The organism is Sunxiuqinia sp., from assembly GCF_055140945.1.
Genome location: NZ_JBSQYS010000060.1, coordinates 1 through 17,455, shown reverse-complemented (window position 1 = coordinate 17,455; position 17,455 = coordinate 1). Strand labels below are relative to the sequence as shown.

The 17,455-nt window shown below is 40.8% G+C and carries 16 protein-coding genes; 6 read left to right on the top strand and 10 right to left on the bottom strand.

Annotation, left to right across the window (positions count from 1 at the left end; all coding sequences use genetic code 11):
• Window positions 1-368 precede the first annotated feature (368 nt).
• The 3 genes from rimP (at window position 369) to infB (ending at window position 5,198) form a co-directional block, all read left to right on the top strand.
• A complete protein-coding gene (rimP, locus tag ACTB00_RS18855) occupies window positions 369-830 on the top strand; it encodes a ribosome assembly cofactor RimP (RefSeq protein ID WP_463301463.1) in 462 nt (153 codons plus the stop codon).
• Between the two features lie 12 nt (window positions 831-842).
• On the top strand, window positions 843-2,078 hold the full coding sequence (nusA, locus tag ACTB00_RS18850; protein WP_463301462.1) for a transcription termination factor NusA: 1,236 nt from the start codon (window positions 843-845) through the stop codon (window positions 2,076-2,078).
• A 111-nt stretch (window positions 2,079-2,189) separates the two neighbouring features.
• Window positions 2,190-5,198, top strand: a complete 3,009-nt coding sequence (gene infB, locus ACTB00_RS18845; RefSeq protein ID WP_463301461.1) for a translation initiation factor IF-2 — start codon at window positions 2,190-2,192, stop codon at window positions 5,196-5,198.
• Between the two features lie 217 nt (window positions 5,199-5,415).
• On the opposite strand, the gene gcvH is transcribed toward infB, so the two are convergent.
• The gene (gene gcvH / locus ACTB00_RS18840) at window positions 5,416-5,796 is read right to left on the bottom strand and encodes a glycine cleavage system protein GcvH (RefSeq protein WP_463301460.1); all 381 of its coding nucleotides are present in this window, start codon (window positions 5,794-5,796) and stop codon (window positions 5,416-5,418) included.
• A gap of 129 nt (window positions 5,797-5,925) precedes the next feature.
• Between gcvH and tsaE the strand changes: the two genes are divergently transcribed.
• Both tsaE and ACTB00_RS18830 read left to right on the top strand, forming a co-directional pair.
• Complete coding sequence (gene tsaE, locus ACTB00_RS18835; protein WP_463301459.1) at window positions 5,926-6,348, top strand: tRNA (adenosine(37)-N6)-threonylcarbamoyltransferase complex ATPase subunit type 1 TsaE; 423 nt, start codon at window positions 5,926-5,928, stop codon at window positions 6,346-6,348.
• 54 nt (window positions 6,349-6,402) lie between these two features.
• Window positions 6,403-7,611 carry an alanine dehydrogenase gene (locus tag ACTB00_RS18830; protein WP_463301458.1) on the top strand — a complete coding sequence of 403 codons (1,209 nt, stop codon included), beginning with the start codon at window positions 6,403-6,405 and terminating at the stop codon, window positions 7,609-7,611.
• Here the strand turns inward: ACTB00_RS18830 and pulA are convergent.
• From pulA to ACTB00_RS18795, 7 genes are all read right to left on the bottom strand, one after another.
• A complete protein-coding gene (gene pulA / locus ACTB00_RS18825) occupies window positions 7,608-9,548 on the bottom strand; it encodes a type I pullulanase (RefSeq protein ID WP_463301457.1) in 1,941 nt (646 codons plus the stop codon). The genes ACTB00_RS18830 and pulA overlap by 4 nt on opposite strands.
• A complete protein-coding gene (locus ACTB00_RS18820) occupies window positions 9,549-10,094 on the bottom strand; it encodes a hypothetical protein (RefSeq protein ID WP_463301456.1) in 546 nt (181 codons plus the stop codon).
• A gap of 107 nt (window positions 10,095-10,201) precedes the next feature.
• Window positions 10,202-10,951 (bottom strand): LytR/AlgR family response regulator transcription factor, encoded by a 750-nt coding sequence (locus tag ACTB00_RS18815; protein WP_463301455.1) that lies wholly within the window; start codon window positions 10,949-10,951, stop codon window positions 10,202-10,204.
• 87 nt (window positions 10,952-11,038) lie between these two features.
• Window positions 11,039-12,088, bottom strand: a complete 1,050-nt coding sequence (locus tag ACTB00_RS18810) for a sensor histidine kinase (protein ID WP_463301454.1) — start codon at window positions 12,086-12,088, stop codon at window positions 11,039-11,041.
• An 8-nt stretch (window positions 12,089-12,096) separates the two neighbouring features.
• Complete coding sequence (locus ACTB00_RS18805) at window positions 12,097-12,804, bottom strand: LiaI-LiaF-like domain-containing protein (RefSeq protein ID WP_463301453.1); 708 nt, start codon at window positions 12,802-12,804, stop codon at window positions 12,097-12,099.
• 76 nt (window positions 12,805-12,880) lie between these two features.
• Window positions 12,881-13,282, bottom strand: a complete 402-nt coding sequence (locus tag ACTB00_RS18800) for a hypothetical protein (RefSeq protein WP_463301452.1) — start codon at window positions 13,280-13,282, stop codon at window positions 12,881-12,883.
• Between the two features lie 159 nt (window positions 13,283-13,441).
• Window positions 13,442-15,139, bottom strand: coding sequence for a glutamine--tRNA ligase/YqeY domain fusion protein (locus tag ACTB00_RS18795; RefSeq protein WP_463301451.1), 1,698 nt, complete (start codon window positions 15,137-15,139; stop codon window positions 13,442-13,444).
• Between the two features lie 142 nt (window positions 15,140-15,281).
• On the opposite strand from ACTB00_RS18795, the gene folB reads away from it, so the two are divergent.
• Window positions 15,282-15,632 carry a dihydroneopterin aldolase gene (gene folB, locus ACTB00_RS18790; RefSeq protein ID WP_463301450.1) on the top strand — a complete coding sequence of 117 codons (351 nt, stop codon included), beginning with the start codon at window positions 15,282-15,284 and terminating at the stop codon, window positions 15,630-15,632.
• Between the two features lie 120 nt (window positions 15,633-15,752).
• Here folB and ACTB00_RS18785 read toward each other — a convergent pair whose 3' ends face one another.
• Both ACTB00_RS18785 and ACTB00_RS18780 read right to left on the bottom strand, forming a co-directional pair.
• Complete coding sequence (locus ACTB00_RS18785; protein WP_463301449.1) at window positions 15,753-16,217, bottom strand: hypothetical protein; 465 nt, start codon at window positions 16,215-16,217, stop codon at window positions 15,753-15,755.
• A 319-nt stretch (window positions 16,218-16,536) separates the two neighbouring features.
• Window positions 16,537-16,674, bottom strand: a complete 138-nt coding sequence (locus ACTB00_RS18780; RefSeq protein ID WP_463301448.1) for a hypothetical protein — start codon at window positions 16,672-16,674, stop codon at window positions 16,537-16,539.
• Window positions 16,675-17,455 lie beyond the last annotated feature (781 nt).

The following is a 17,455-nucleotide window of genomic DNA, read 5'->3' as shown; positions in this document are numbered from 1 at the left end:
TATTGGAAAGTCCGAGCTGCTTAATTCGACGCAACCTTTGAAGATAGGGATGCTCAATGAGATCGTAGATGAACTCTGATTGAATGGTGATGAACCCAAAAACCGGGTCGTTGATAATCTTTCTCTTATTTGTTTTCAATAGGTATCGGCTGTTTTTATTGAATGTGCGACGACAAAAATAAGAAACTTTTTTGTTCTCTCTCAATCTACAAATAATCAGCTATTTTAGTAATGTGCCGAAATACTGGTGATCATTAACTTTCACATTTTGAGTTTTCGATTCCTTTTGCTAATTTTGCGCTGACAATTGGAAGATCAATACCGTTTGCAGGGGACCCAAAGTCCCCTGTTTTAGTTACTTGAAATTTATGATCGACAGAAGTAAAATCACCCAACTCATTGAAGACGAACTAACTGAAGACCAGTTCATCGTTGAAATTGACGTCACTCCAAGTAATCAGATACAGGTTACATTAGATGGTGAAAACGGGATTACAATTGACCATTGTGTTCAAATTAGTCGACTGGTTGAAGGAAGTCTGGATCGGGAGGAAGAAGATTTTGAATTGCAGGTTTCTTCTTCAGGACTTGGACAACCTTTAAAGATTCGGCGTCAGTTTGTAAAAAACTTGAACCAGGAAATGGAAGTGGTGCTTAAAACCGGGGAGAAACTTGAAGGTATTTTAAAAACCGTTGACCAGGATGGATTTGAATTGGAATCGACAAAACGTGAGCGAATTGAGGGACATAAAAAAAAGCAACTTATTACCCGAGTTCATCGTATAGCGTTTGACGAAGCGAAAACAGTTAAAAACATAATAAAATTCTAAATCGAGGGCAAGATGGATACAATTAATCTTATCGATACCTTTTCTGAATTTAAAGACCTGAAAAACATTGATCGGGTCACGATGATGAGTGTTCTTGAAGACGTGTTCCGCAATGTTTTGGAAAAAGCATACGGAACCGACGAGAACTTCGACATCATTATAAATATCGACAAGGGCGACTTTGAAATTTGGCGCAACCGTGAGGTTGTTGAAGATAGTGCAATTGAAGATCCAAATCTTCAGATTACACTTACCGAAGCCAAAAAAATTGACACAGACTACGAAGTTGGTGAAGAAGTAACCGACGAAGTAAAATTGCACGATTTTGGAAGAAGGGCAATTCTGAATTTGCGTCAAAACCTAGCCAGTAGAATTCTGGAGTTGGAAAAAGACCACATCTACGGGAAATACAAAAGTAAGATTGGCGACATTGTAACCGGTGAAGTTTATCAGGTTTGGAAAAAAGAAATTCTTGTTTTAGATGATGAAGGCAACGAGCTGATTCTTCCAAAAACAGAACAAATTCCATCTGACTACTTTCGAAAAGGAGATAGTTTAAGGGCTGTCGTTTATAAAGTTGAATTAAAAAACAACAACCCACTAATTATTTTATCCCGAACATCTCCGGTATTCCTGGAGCGCTTATTTGAGTTGGAAGTTCCTGAGATTTTTGATGGTTTGATAACGATCAAAAAGATTGTTCGTGTTCCGGGCGAACGTGCGAAAGTGGCTGTTGAGTCATATGACGAACGTGTTGATCCGGTAGGAGCCTGTGTTGGGATGAAAGGATCTCGTATTCATGGCATTGTCCGCGAACTTAAAAATGAAAACATTGACGTGATCAACTATTCAACCAACGTTCAGTTGTTCATCCAAAGATCATTGAATCCGGCTAAAATTTCCTCGATCAAGTTAAACGATGAAGCTAAACGCGCCGACGTATACCTGAAGCCAGAAGAAGTTTCGCTGGCTATTGGTAAAGGTGGTTTAAATATTCGTTTGGCGAGCCAGCTAACCGGTTACGAAATTGACGTGTACCGTGAAATGGCTACCGATGACGAAGATGTCAACCTGGATGAGTTTTCTGATGAGATTGAAGGTTGGATTTTGGATCAGCTAAAATCAATTGGGTGCGATACGGCTAAAAATGTATTGGGATTAAGCCGTGCAGACTTGATCAAACGTACCGATCTGGAAGAGGAGACAATTGATCATGTGTTAAAGATTTTACGCTCTGAATTTGAGTAATTAGAAACAAATAACATCAAACTATTGGGATTTAAATAAATTGGATTTAAAATTGCATAGTTTTTGGGCGTAAGAACTTCAAAAAAAGATATAAAAATAGATAGGGATTATATGGCAATTGGCAAAAATAGTACGCGACTTAGTAAGGTAGCAAGAGAATTTAATGTGGGAATCAATACAATTGTTGATTTTTTACATAAAAAGGGATTTGAAATTGACCCAAATCCAAACTCTAAAATTTCAGAAGATGCATACCACATGCTCGAAAAAGAGTATAAAAGTGATATCAGTCTGAAAAAAGAGTCAGAAAAAATAAACCTGATGAGTCACCGTCATAAAAATGAATCTATTTCACTCGACAATACTGACGCCTCTGCGGAAGAATCAGACACTGAGGATGCCGAGGAAGAAGAGGAAGTGGAAGAAGTTCGTATTAAGGACATGAATGTTCCTAAGAAAGAAGCTCCTAAAACGAAGCCTGAGCCAAAGCCCCGACCAACTGAAGAAAAAGAAGAACTTCCGGAAACGAACAAGCCCAAGGTTGTTGGCAAAATTGATTTAGAAAGTATGAACCCTCCGAAACGGGAAGGAAAACCTACTGTTATCAAAAAAGGTGACAAGAAAGCAAACGAAGAAAAAGAGCCTAAGTCACAACAGGAGAAGCCAGAGGAAATTGCCACTCCGAAAGCCGAAACAAAAAAGGAAGAGCCAAAGCCAACTCCCGAGAAAGTAGAAGAAAAAGTTGAGGATAAAAAAGAAGAAGTTTCAACTCCTAAAGAGGAAGTAGCTCCTAAAAAGGATACCGAAGCACTTGAAACAAATGTCCCTAATAAAAAAGTTGATGAAGTAAAAGTAGTAGGGAAAATCGATCTTTCTTCGATCAACCAAAAAACCCGCCCCACGAAGAAAACGAAAAAACAAAAAGAGGACGAGCGTAAAGAGCGCGAAAAACAAAAACGTCAGGGTCAGCAAGAAAAAGGAAAAGACCACAAAACAAATGTCCAGAAACTTTCGGGTCCGAACGTGGTTGGAAAAATCGATATTAAGAAAAAACCCGTTGCTTCTTCCAGCGACAACAATGCTCAGGCAAACAAGAAAAAACGTCGCCGGATTCAAAAAGACCCTGGTGCCGGACCTCGTGTAAATGTTGAAAAACGTGGCCGCGGGCAACAAGTGCCCGGAGGAGCAAAGGGCAAGCGCAGAGTCATCAAAAAAGAGGTTACAGAAGAAGATGTACAAAAGCAAATTAAAGATACGTTAGCGCGTCTTACTTCAGGCAAACAAAAATCAAAAGGTGCAAAATACCGCCGCGATAAACGACAAGCGGCAAGTGATAAAGCTGCTGCTGAAGTCGAAAAGCAAAGTGCGGAAAAAAATATATTAAAAGTTACTGAATTTGTGTCCGTTTCGGAATTGGCAACCATGATGGATGTTACAGTTACCGAAATTATCTCATCATGTATGAGCCTTGGTCTGTTTGTTTCAATCAACCAACGCCTCGATGCTGAGACCATGCAAATTGTAGCAGAAGAATTTGGTTACGAAGTTGAGTTCGTCAGTGCCGATATTTTAGACGGTGTTGAAGAGGATGACGAGCCGGATGAAGTCCATCCACGTGCTCCAATCGTAACGGTTATGGGACACGTTGACCACGGTAAAACGTCTTTGCTTGACTACATCCGAAGTGCCAACGTAATTGCCGGTGAGGCCGGAGGGATTACCCAACACATTGGAGCTTACCACGTAAGCCTGGAAGACGGACGTATGATTACGTTTCTGGATACTCCCGGTCACGAAGCATTTACAGCAATGCGTGCCCGTGGTGCACAGGTTACTGATATTGCCATTATTATTGTTGCAGCTGACGACGATATCATGCCTCAAACAAAAGAGGCTATTAATCACGCGCAAGCTGCAGGCGTTCCTATTGTTTTTGCGATTAATAAAATTGACAAACCCGGATCTAATCCGGAAAAAATAAAAGAAGGACTGGCTAACTTGAACTACCTTGTTGAAGAATGGGGAGGAAAGTATCAAAGTCAGGACATCTCGGCCAAAAACGGTGTTAACATCGACGAGCTTCTTGAGAAAGTACTGCTGGAAGCAGAGATGCTTGAAGTGAAAGGGAATAAAGACAGACGGGCAACCGGAACAATTGTTGAATCGTCCCTGGATAAAGGACGCGGATATGTTGCCACCGTATTGGTTCAGAATGGAACTTTACACCAAGGCGATATTATGCTTGCCGGTCAATATTATGGCCATATAAAAGCCATGTTCAACGAACGAAATCAACGAATCGAAAGTGCAGGTCCTTCAGAACCGGTAATTATTCTTGGGCTGGATGGAGCTCCACAGGCAGGAGATAAATTCAACGTGTTTGAGAACGAACGTGAAGCCAGACAAATTGCAAACAAACGTGAGCAGTTGGCACGCGAACAAGGATTACGTACACAGAAACACATTACACTTGATGAAATTGGACGACGTATTGCTATTGGAAACTTCCAGGAACTGAACCTGATTGTTAAAGGTGACGTGGATGGATCAATCGAAGCACTGTCTGATTCATTAATTAAGCTATCGACCGAAGAAATTCAAGTCAATGTAATTCATAAAGCGGTTGGTGCCATTTCCGAATCAGATGTTATGCTGGCAACAGCTTCTGATGCAATTGTTGTTGGATTCCAGGTTCGACCTAGTTTGCAAGCTCGTAAATTAGCTGAAAAAGAAGAAGTGGACATCCGCTTGTATTCAATCATCTACGATGCGATCAACGAAATCAAATCGGCCATGGAAGGAATGCTTTCACCGGAAATTAAAGAAGAAATTCTGGGAACAGCTGAAATTTTGGAGACCTTTAAGATTACGAAAGTAGGAACGATTGCAGGTTGTATTGTTCGCGATGGAAAATTCATGCGCTCTTCCAGAGTTCGTTTAATTCGTGATGGTATTGTGATTTACACCGGTACTTTAGGATCGCTTAAACGCTTTAAAGACGATGTGAAAGAAGTACAAAAAGGTTACGAATGCGGACTAAACATTGAAGGATATAACGACATTAAAGAAGGTGACATGGTTGAAGCTTTCCATGAAATTGAAGTTGCCAAATCATTGTAGAAAATAATTTAATCTCAAATAACGAAAATCCGGACATTGTGCCGGATTTTTTTTGTGCCTGTTTTCAATCGCCACTATCGAATACAAAAAGCTTTTTTAGCTCCCGACTTAAAAAATCAAATGCAAACCACAAAAAAATCCCCAAGGAAAAATTCCTCAGGGATTAATATCGTAAGATTGCCTTCCTTAAATAAAAAGGCAACGAAATTATCAAAAATTAAGCTTCCAGCATCGCCTTATAGGCTTCGGCATCCATCAAGTCATCCAAATCAGCTGTATCACTCATTTCAATTTTAATCATCCAGCCTTTGTCGTATGGATCCTTATTGATCAACTCGGGCTCATCTTCCAACGCCGCATTAAATTCGACAACCTTACCACCAACAGGCATAAAAAGGTCTGAAACAGTTTTTACAGCTTCAACAGTACCAAAGGTTTCACCTTTTGGCAAATCTTCTCCTTCAGTTTCTATTTCAACAAAAACAATGTCCCCCAATTCTCCTTGAGCAAAGTCGGTAATACCAACATAAACACTATCTTTTTCAACACGAACCCATTCGTGCTCTTTTGTGTACTTTAAGTTTTCTGGCAGATTCATAATGATCGATTGAATTGTATTTGCATCAAAAGTAACACAATTTTTCAAAACATAAATCGAACAAAGATCAGCCTTTGTCTTTTTTAAAACGAACTTTACTTAAATTTGCATCAATTAGAACGAAAAAGCATGTTTTCAATTCACATTAATTCAGTTGAAGAAATTCAAACAGCTGCAAAATCCTTACTCCTTCATTTTCCTAATGAGCGGATTTTTGCTTTCTATGGCAAGATGGGCGCAGGAAAAACGACTTTTATCAAGGCCTTGTGCCGGCAGCTAGGTTCGGTTGATCCGATAACCAGTCCTACTTTTGCGTTGGTAAACGAGTACAGCACTTCGACAAACGAGCGGATTTTTCATTTCGATTTTTACCGGATAAAAGACATTGAAGAAGCACTGGACATTGGCTTTGATGATTATTTGTATAGTGGTAAATATTGCATGATGGAATGGCCGGAAAACATTGAGCCCTTGCTGCCCGAAAATATTGTTGAAGTAAAAATTGAAGTTCTTGACTCTTCAAGAAGGCAGCTTACAGCTAATATCGTCTAAATCTTTTTGAAAAAATACTTTTAAAGAGTAAATTGAACGTCAAATTTCTCCTGAATGACTGAAAAAGAACAACTCCCGGAAATAAAATCTCTGCTTCTACCCAAAGAAGAGATGTTGGAAATTCGTAAGCGAGGAAAGAAAATTACCATCGGTATTCCTTCCGATTTTTCAAAAATTGAGTACCGTATTCCACTCACACCCGAAGCTGTTGAATTGATGGTTTCGTACGGCCACGAAGTTTATATTGAAACCGATGCAGGAAAAGCATCCAGTTATTCGGACGAAGAGTACCGGGAAGCAGGAGCTATTGTTGTGGATAAACATGAAGAAGTTTTTCAGTGCGACGTTATTATTCGTGTTGCTCCTTTTAGTTCCGAGGAAGTTGATTTATTGAGAGGTCATCAAACCCTCATTTCAAATATGCATCTCAGCACGCATTGTCAGGAAACGGTTCAAAAACTCATGAAAAAGAAGGTGACAACCATTGCCTACGAGTACATGGAAAACGAAAACAAGTGTTTGCCTGTTGTACGACTGATGAGCCAGATTTCGGGAGCAACATCAATTACTTTAGCCAGCGAATACCTCAGTAATTCCAGAAATGGGAAAGGAGTCCTTTTAGGTGGGGTAACCGGGATTTCACCAACAGAACTGGTTATTTTGGGAGCCCGAACAGCTGCCGAATATGCAGCCCGTGCAGCGCTTGGTTTAGGTGCAACGGTTAAAATCTTCGACGATAATATGTTTAACCTGCAAGAACTGGAGTCGAAGCTGGGACAACGGGTGTTTACTTCGGTCTTGTACCCGAATGTAATACGGAAAGCGTTAAAATCGGCTGATGTCGTTTTAGGTGCCATGTCTTTCAATTCCAACCCTTCTTTTAGGGTGTCTGAAGAAATGGTGAAGAGTATGAAACCAGGCTCCGTAATTATTGATCTGAATATCAGCCAAGGTGGATGCTTTGAAACCAGTAAGGCAACCGACCTTAAAAATCCGACTTACGTCAAGCACGGGGTTATTCACTATTGTGTGCATAATGTGGCTTCTATTGTGGCTCGTACTGCGTCTATTGCCTTAAGTAATGTTTTGGCTCCTATTATCATTGCCATTGGCGAAAGTGGTGGTGTACAGAATTACATTAAGCAGTCGAATGGAATTCGCAGAGGTGTGTATATTTACAACGGTATTTTAACCAACAAAGACTTGGGCGACAAGCTCCATATTGCCAGTAAAGATATCGACCTGCTATTGGCGATTTTCTAATATCCTTTTACTAAAATCATCATCGATATAGGCGGAACAATGGCTTTTCGATCGATCAGGCAATCGATCCCGTCGTAACAGATTTCATCTTCACGGGCAATCACATGCCAATCGTGCTCATCAAGCTCCATTATTGCAGGTTCCTTTTTCGCATTGAAGATGAGCTGAATGGTTTTCCAGTTAAATTCGTTCGGACAATTTAAAAAGGAATAAGCCAAAACTCCAGGCTGATAGTTTTGTGAGAAGTTCAGATACTTGCGGATTTCGTCAGCCGACTGCATCCTGAAAACGCCAATCTTCTTACGCAATTCAATCAATTTTTTATAATAGTGAAACACATCAACGTGCTCATCTTTTAAGTTCCAGTCAATCTGATTAATCGAATCCGGTGATTTATAGGAATTGTGGTTTCCCTTTTTGCTTCTGCAAAATTCACTTCCGGCATGTAAAAACGGAATGCCTTGCGACGTTAAAATTAGTGCTCCGGCAAGCTTTTGCATTTTCTTCAACTCATCTACGGAGGCATCGGGGCAGCTCATTCGTAATTTATCGTACAAGGTAAAGTTATCGTGACACGACACATAGTTGACACACTGCCAGGGTTCTTTTGCCCAGGCATGTTTCGAACTTTCAACATAGCCATAAACAATACTCGGATGGTAACAGGCCGCAACAACCCCAAACTTGACCGCTTCTTCATTCAAAGTCCGGCCATTTACAAAACCACGGCTTTTCTCATCAAAGTTGTTTCCTTTTATGGCATCGCGCATATCATCATTAAAACAGGCTATTCCATTTAAATTGACCACGTGATGTTTTACGGCCCGGTATCGTTCATCCATCGGGCTGTAGTCTGCCGCCCACCCTTCGCCATACAACAGAATGCCGGGGCGAAGCTCGTCTAAATGCCAACGAATCTCATTCATCGTCTGAATATCCATAATCCCCATCAAATCAAAACGGAAACCGTCCAGGTGAAATTCCGAAGCCCAGTATTTAAGCGAATTAATAATGTATCTGCGAACCATTGCCCGCTCCGAAGCAATTTCGTTTCCACATCCGCTGGCATTGGCAAACTTCCCATTTCTATTTTGCCGGTAGTAATAGCCCGGCACCGTTTGATTAAACCATGAGCGTCGTGTATAGCCGGTATGGTTATATACAACATCCATCACCACGCCAATACCGGCAGCATGTAAAGCCTGAACCAATTGTTTCAGCTCCTTGATTCTGGAAATATTGTCGGGATTAGTGGCATAACTTCCTTCGGGTGCATTGTAATTAAGAGGATCATACCCCCAGTTGTATTTCAGATAAGGATAATTTTCATCGACCGTAAAAAAGTCGTATACCGGAAGCAAATGAACATGCGTAATTCCCAGCTCTTTTAAATGATCAATACCTGAAGCTAACTGTCGGGGTGTTTTTGTTCCAGTTTCAGTAAAAGCTAAGTACTTGCCTTTTTGCTTCATTCCAGATGAAGGGGCTATTGAAAAATCACGCACGTGCAATTCGTACAAAACGGCATCTACCGCGTTTTTGGGTTCGAGCGGCTTGTCGTGTTCCCAACCTTCGGGATTCGTTTCCTGTGGATTGTAGATTAAACCGCGTTTCCCGTTTGAGCCAACAGCCTTTGTATCTACACCCGGTGTTTCATTTAACCACTCACCGTCGTTTACCCGGAAGGTAAAATAACGATCTTTAAAATCGCCATCCAGTCGAATCTGCCAAACCCCGTTTGGTGTTGCAGCCATTTTTTCAATCCGAAACGGGCTACCACCCGAGCTTTTCTCGTACAACCTAAACTCGACTTCCTTTGCTGCCGGAGCCCACAACTTAACCAAAATTTCCCCGGGTGAATAAAGTACACCCAAGTCATCACCTCGGTAATAAGGATAGATTGAAAAATCGATATGATTAAATGTCCAGTCTCTCATTTATGAAAATAAACTTTTTCGAAGGGTGATGTAGGAAGATGAATATTTTTTCCCGTTTGTATCAAACACCCGGACTTTCGACCAGAAATACCGTTTTAGCTTTCGATCGTGATTATAAAAAACACTTAAGTCGATGCGTAGTTCATGCGTTTTCCCGGCTTCAAGAAAAAGCGGGTAAATTACATACCGGTTAATTCCTTTTAACTTGAACTTACGTTTCGTCCATATTTTTCGAAACGTCAGTATTGGCGCTTCCAGATCGATATCCTTTTTACTGTTGTTTGTGATTTTCAATGTCAGCACATTGGGTTTGAACTTACGATCTTTCAGCAGTTCAATTTTCAATTGATTTTTCTTAACGGAAACGGGCTTACCTTTTAGTTTATTCGGTTTCGCAAAGACCCGACTCAAAATAATATACAGCAGTGGAATCGCAACGAAGACAGCAACAAACCAGAGCAACTTATCCCCTTCTGGCTTAACTTCATTTTGAGCAAAACCGACCAAAGGAATACAAAATATCGCAAACAGGAAAATCCGCTTCATGTTGTCATTTTAAGCTGGTAAAAGTAAAAAAGTCCTGCAACTATAACAGGACTTTGAAATAAAACTAATTTAAAACTAAACCAATGAGCCATTCCGGCTCAATTCTTCTAAAAATGCAGCACTTCCTTGATCTTTTTATACCCGGTTTTACTCACCTTTAATTTGGTTTTATCTTTCATAATGACGATGTACGACTCCTTTTCATATTGCTGAATTTCGGCAATACACTCTACCCGCACAATGTACGAACGGTGAATTCGAATAAAGTCTTTCGGGTTCAAGTGTGCCTCGAAGTACTTCATCGTATTCTGTTTCATATAGCGTCCGTCCTGGGTGTAAATCAACACATAATCATCCATCGACTCGAGGTAGCGCACCTGATCAACCGGAATGATATTTATTTTGTGACGATCTTTCACGACAATTCGCTCCAGGTATTCATTAACCGCATAGCTGCTGAGTTGCTCCAGCTTATCACCGGTGCTTTCATTATTCCCAATCCGGTCGGCAACTTTTTCAATGGCTTCCAACATTCGATCTTTCGAAAATGGTTTCAGCAAATAGTCGACAGCGCTGTAGTCAAACGCTTTTAAGGCATATTGGTCGTAGGCGGTTGTGAAAATAATTTCAGGTTTATGATCGAGCAACTCCAACATTTCGAACCCTGTAATTTTCGGCATCTGAATATCTAAAAAAACAAGGTCCGGCTTGAGTTCATTGATTTTTTGAACCCCTTCAAAGCCATTTTCACACTCTCCAATCAAGTTGAGTTTCGGATGATCTTTTAAATAAGACTTCAACAGGTTTCTGGCCAATTCTTCGTCTTCAATGATTAATGCTGTTAGTTCTTCTTTCATCTCATTATAATTTAAAATTTTCAACGGTATTCGATGGAACTCGCTTATAATGATTCTCCTGTGTGTAATGGCCTTTACATGCTCGTTTCATGCCGGTATTTTTTTGGGTAGTAATAATTCAATTTTAAAGCTTGTCTTCAAATCCGTAATTCGAATAAGTTCTGACGTTCCGTAAATGAGTTCCAATCGTTGTCTGATATTCCGGAGGCCAATTCCCTCTCCCCTGTTTCTGATGCTCTCCGCATCGTAATCATTTTCTATAATAATCAACATATTTCCATTTTCGGTCTTACAGCTTGTTGTTATACTAACAGGCTCCGTTGCCTCATACACACCATATTTGATGGCATTCTCGTATAATGGTTGCAAAATCATATTCGGAATCTGAAAGTTATGACAACTTTCTTCCACTTCAAAAACAGGATTTAATTTTTTCCCGAACCTCACTTTTTCAATACTCAGGTACAGTTTTATATTCTCCAGCTCATCCTTCAACGAAACGGTTTCGTCCTGATCGTGCTGCAAGGCATAACGCATAAACCGGGATAAATTGATCACCATTTCATGTGCTTTTTCAGGAAAGCTCATCGTTAGCGAAGCAATCGAATTCAAGCTATTGAAAAGAAAGTGCGGATTGATTTGTGATTTCAAGGCACTTAATTCAGCTTCGCGTATTAATGATTTCAGCTCTGCTTCCTTCTTGATCTTTTCTTTCAGACTTTGATAGTAGTTGATGGCCAGAAAAAACAGCACAAAAATAACGTACATCACATAACCCGAAAAGATCCGGCCGGGCAAGGTATCATACAGCAGATGGAGGTTTCCCGAGTCGATGACCTTAATACTGATAAAGCCCAGGTAAATCCAGATGGCGTTTAAGATTGAAGCCCCAATCAAATGATAAAGAAGAACCCACGTCAGCTCATTTTCTTCTAAACTGTTGTATTTGATGATAAACCAAATACTAGCTCCCAGAACCGGGTAAATAACAAAGTAAATGAAAGCTGATAAGCTGGAACTAATCAGATCGGTTCCATACCAAAAGTATTGAATTGAAATATTGCTCACCCCGATAACCAACCAAAACACCCCATAATAGAGCATCAGTATTTTGTTATTAATGAAAGGGTGTTTCATAGATTCAATTATACATGCTTCACTTCAAAACCTCCAAAAACTGTAAAACCTCTAATGACCAGTGTCTTTGATGGATCGTAATGCGAATGTTGGAAGGTATCGCCTCGTTTGTCGGTAAAAGCACCAAAAATAGTGGTTACCTCATTGCGTACATTCCAGTCCAGCGGCACCTTTATACTGCAGCCTCCAAACACGGAAATGGTATCGATATAAGCCCCTTGAGGTGAAAGTGTGGCTTGCCTCAGATCGTACTCGATTCCACCAAAGATCGATGTCGACCGACCTCCTTTCAGATCCTGCGAATTGATGAAAACTTCGCGCCCACCAAAAATGACAAAATCATCAAACTGATTAAGATCCTGCTCGCCAACGCCATGTTCTATCCGCGATTTACACCCCTTGTGCCGATAGATTAAAGCGACTCCTGCACCAACTAACAATAAAGGCCAATAAAGCCTGCGTATTTCATGAGGTATATCAACAAGTTCAGGAACCAGAAAAATACCTCCAATAGCAATCATGATGGTTCCTCCTGTTCGGTTACCTCCAAGCAAGGAGAATACGCCAATCGCAATTAACAACATTTGCCATGATATGAGCAAGTCAGCAATACTCCAGGGAATCAGGTTCAATCGTTCCAAAATCAGGATTCCTCCTATACCAATGAGTATCAGCCCAAAGTAATATCTTTTATTTCCTCTTTCTCTATCCTTCATAATATCCAGCCTTTGTATCCTTCGAAAATAAATTTGTATTCAATTCTTCGCACAAGTATAATTCGCCTCAAAAATGCTAAAAAAGTTTGCTAATCAACACAATTCCCAAAACAATCAGCACCAGTGGAAAAAAGAGTACCAGTAAAATTCCGGGAATGATGAGGTGAGGTAGCAAAAATAAAATGGCGAACACTAAAAATAAGGCTCCAATTAGCCTTCGCCCTACAATGAGCAAAACACCAACGAGTAACAAAATAACCGGCCAGGTAACTAAAATAGCTCCAAAGTGGAAAATATTCAGGAAACTGGCTCCGGCATCTTGAACGACATGCCAAGCCGGCAAGCCAAGCTGCCAGCCGATTTCTTTTAAAATCCACAGAATTCCGATAACGACTAAAACGGTTCCCAGAAAAGAACCGTGTGACTTTCTCTCTCTTGCATGATGTCTTTCTGACCTGCAATGATGATATGTTTCCATGATGCACGACCTTTAATTTCTACGGTAAAACTAGCTATTCCAAGTATTCCTGAGAAAAAATGATCGGCTAATGGAAGTGAATAATCGGTAAGAAGCAATTTAGTTCATTAAAAAAGGCGAGAACTCAATTGTCTCGCCTTTCATTTCTATGTTGTAGGTTTATTTTCCTTTAAATTTTGACCAGTTATCTCGCAAAGGAGCCGTGCGGTTAAAAACCAACTGATCCGTTGAGCTATCCGGATCAACATTGAAATAGCCCAGTCGCTCGAATTGGAATGAATCCAATGGTTTCGCATCTTTCACAAATGGCTCCAGGTAGCATTTCTTTATAACGGTTAATGAATCAGGATTCAGAAATTTTTTGAAATCACGATCCTTGTGTCCATCAGGCTCTTCGTCCAAAAATAAACGATCGTACAAGCGAACTTCAGCCTCAACATTATTGCTGGCAGACACCCAGTGCAATGTTGCTTTCACTTTCCGTCCATCAGGTGAATTACCGCCTTTGGTTTCAGGATCGTAGGTACAGTGCAAGGCTGTAATCTCGCCGTTTTCGTCTTTAATTACTTCGTTGCACGTAAGGTAATACGCGTACCGAAGGCGCACCTCACGTCCGGGAGCGAGTCGGAAAAACTTGCGCGGTGGATCTTCCATAAAGTCATCGCGCTCAATATAGATTTCCTTCGAGAAAGGTACTTGGCGCTTTCCGGCATCCGGGTTTTCGGGGTTATTTACCGCATCCAACTCTTCAACCTGACCTTCGGGATAATTGGTGATAACAACTTTCAACGGGTTTAGTACGCCCATTACCCGCTGTGCTTTTTTATTCAAATCTTCACGCACACTGTGCTCCAACAAAGCAACGTCAATCATTCCGTCCACTTTGGTAACACCAATGCGGTCGGCAAAATTGCGGATTGATTCCGGTGTATATCCCCGACGTCGCAATCCTGAGATGGTCGGCATACGCGGATCGTCCCATCCATTGACGTAATTCTCTTTGACCAGCTCAAGCAGCTTACGCTTACTCATTACGGTATAAGTAAGATTTAAGCGGGCAAACTCAATCTGACGGGGCCTGTACTCCCCTTCTTTCAACTGATCGACAAACCAGTTGTATAGTGGACGGTGAACTTCAAATTCCAAAGTGCAAATCGAATGGGTAATTCCTTCCCAATAATCGCCCTGCCCATGGGCAAAATCATACATCGGGTAAATGCACCACTTATCTCCTGTGCGATGGTGAGGCGTTTTCATGATCCGGTACAAAATAGGATCACGCATATGCATATTCGGCGATGCCATATCTATTTTTGCACGCAACACCTTTTCGCCTTCATTGAATTCGCCACCACGCATCCGCTCAAAAAGATCCAGATTTTCTTCGACCGAACGTTCCCGGTGCGGACTTTCAAATCCCGGTCGTGTTGGTGTTCCTTTTTGGGTACTGATGGTTTCAGCATCCTGATCATCTACATAGGCTTTATCCGCTTTTATTAACTTGACAGCGAACGCATATAAATTGTCAAAATAATCCGATGAGAAATACTCACGCTCTCCCCAATCAAAGCCCAGCCAACGAACATCTTTTTTGATCGATTCGACATATTCGGTTTCTTCTTTCGAGGGGTTGGTATCGTCAAATCGCAAATTGGTTATTCCTCCATATTCCTGAGCAGTTCCAAAGTTCAGACAAATTGACTTCGCGTGCCCGATATGCAAATATCCGTTTGGTTCCGGCGGGAAACGGGTATGCACCCTTCCATCATTCTTTCCTTCTTTTAATTCTTCTTCAATAATCTGGCGGATAAAATTCTTTTTTACCACCGCATCTTTTTCAGGAGTTTTCTCGCTCATAGAAGTCATCAATTAATTTAAAGAAACAAAAATATAAAATGATTCTGCACAAATGGTTTTTAGTGCCTATAAAATGAAAAAGTAGCCAAGAAAACTTAATTTTGCACCCAACAATTTACATTGAAAATCTATTTCGAATAAAATGGGACAAATTGATCTGGAAGGATTGGAATTTTATGCCTACCACGGGCACTATCCGATTGAAAAAGAAGTTGGAAATAAATTTATCGTGAATGTCAGTATCGAAACCGACTGTGAAGCTGCCGGAAAATCGGATCGATTGGAAGATGCCCTGGACTACCAAAAGGTGTATGAATTGATTAAGCGAGAAATGGCCATCACTTCTGATTTGCTCGAAAACGTCGCCACCCGTATTTTAAATCAATTGTATGCCGAGTTTTCAGTTATTGAACATGCCCGGGTAAAAATTTCGAAAATGAACCCTCCAATGGGCGGGCAAATTGAAAAAGTGAGCGTAACGCTGAACCGATAAAATACGGCTCGGCGATGGAATGGTCGGTAGTGGAGGTGATTCACTCTGTTTAAAATGAGTCCGCCAAGGCCGGGTTCTCGAAGTTGCCTGGGATCATCAATAGGAATACTCTCCTTGAAGTTATGATCCTTCAGGTGTTTGATCCATCGTTTCCTTTTCAACCATAAAAAACGTTATCGACTTTAAAAAGTAATGGCTATCCTTGATCTGATAATCAAAACTCAACTTGCTCTTCTCATTCGAACCAAATTGAAATAACACGGAAACGCGCTTCTCAATTTTCTCCTTATCCTCTTCTTCAAAACTTTCGGCAACACTTACTTTTTCGGTATCAATAGCTCCATATTGAGCCTTCACTTCATCATACTTCCTGAATAAGCTGTCAAGCTCCGAGTCAGTATAACCCAAGTGGTATTTTTTATTGAGCATCGATTCAAACCCTTGCATATCTTTCTTCTCAAACAAATCAATCATCTGAAAACACTCGTTAAGGATGACTTCATTGTCTGAACTAATATCCTGCGCATTCATATCTATCGATAAAAGCACCAGCATACAAAAAACAATTCCTCTCAGTTTTTTCATGCTCCAATTTACAAAACAAATTTGATACTCTCGCTACGCCAGTACTCCGAACTGCCTCTCGTTTGAGGGAAGCGGAAACGAAGGGTTCGCTGCCCTGAGTTTGCAACTCATTTCACTAGGTTGTTTGGACATTCACAACCCCCTGCCAGTGCTGATTTGTAATCAGCACTTCTTAACTGCGGATCTGCGATCCGCTAAACGCCTAAAACCAATACAACATCAACCAATCCCTTTTCGTCAGTATAATCCCGTGCCGAACTATATAAATAATCTTCAGGTTTTGTTTTATGACCGCGTTGTGCCGTCGTGCTTTATTTCTTTATCGACCAGCTTTTCCATGAATCTGCCCAATTTTAAGTTTCAGAATCTCCATTTTTGAGTAATAATCATCTGATTTCAAATGCTTTTCTTTGATTACTGAATCTTTCTCCTCTAAATGATGAAGCAAAATACTCATTCCATGTTTCTTTTCATGCAAATCATTTACAGTTTGCATATCACCCCAGGGGGGTACTTCGGAAGTGGGGGCCCCCACTTCCGAAGTACCCCCCCCACTTCAAAACCGAACTCGCGGAGTTCAATATAGCATTCACTCACCCCGGAGATGCGCGAGTTCGGTAAAAAGGTGAATTAAAGCAGTTCCAAACCGAACTAGTTCACCTTTGAGGTGAAATCATTCGGTAAAAAGATAAACGAAAGCGGTTTTATGCAGAACTCATTCTATTCAAAACCGAACGAAAGCGGTTCTAAGCAGAACTCATTCTGTTCCAGACCGAACGAAAGCGGTTCTAAGCCCGGCGAGTTCACCTTACACCTGTGTTTAGTTCTCTTAAACCCGGGAGCGCATAGGTGTATTTAGAAAAAGCCTGGATTAATAAGACAGAACAACTGATTCACAAAATATTTTCCATTATGGCGCATGAAGCGTTTACCACCATTCAACACCGCTTGATTGCGCCATCTCAAATGCGAATGCATTTTCCCCCAGGCGTTGCCTGGGGCTATTGTTGTATAACCCTTTCAGTAAAGAATGAGAACAAGACGTTAGATATTAGACTTTAGATCCAAGAATAAAGAGCCAAGAGGGTGAGATAGCTCAGCTGAAAGATTGCTTCGCTTTGCTACCAATGACGCAAGTGAAAAACGTGATTGAGAGGAAGGAACGACCGAAGCAATCTGTTTCGGACAATACTGGTGCAAGTCGCCAACAGATCCTGAAACAAGTTCAGGAAGACGAG